The organism is Pseudomonas sp. SWRI51, assembly GCF_014268825.1.
Classification (GTDB): Bacteria; Pseudomonadota; Gammaproteobacteria; order Pseudomonadales; family Pseudomonadaceae; genus Aquipseudomonas; species Aquipseudomonas farsensis.
This window is the reverse complement of sequence record NZ_JABWRG010000196.1, coordinates 1-273: the sequence shown is the minus strand read 5'-3', so window position 1 is coordinate 273 and position 273 is coordinate 1. Positions and strand designations below refer to the sequence as shown.

Annotated in this window: 1 protein-coding gene; it reads right to left on the bottom strand. The window is 64.1% G+C overall.

Going from position 1 to position 273, the window contains the following annotated elements; translation table 11 throughout:
- Positions 1-273: LysR family transcriptional regulator (locus HU720_RS23990; protein WP_186523645.1), on the bottom strand; the 273-nt coding region annotated here is incomplete at both ends.

Below are 273 nucleotides of genomic sequence, written 5' to 3'. Positions count from 1 at the left end.
CGGGAACGCCTGGTCGAACGTTTTGAACACCGGGATCAGTGACCCATACGGCACCTCGATGGCGAGCGTGAGCGCAGGTTCGGCCTGCTGCGCCAGGTTGTCGGCGCTGCCCTCCAGGGCATAGCAACGCTCAAGGATGCCCTCGGCCCGTAGCAGCAGTTTATGCCCGACGGCGGTCAATGCCGGTATGCGGCTGCTGCGGTCGAACAACTCCACGCCCAGGTCGGTTTCCAAGTTGCTGATTGCAGCGCTGACGGTGGACTGGGTACGCCC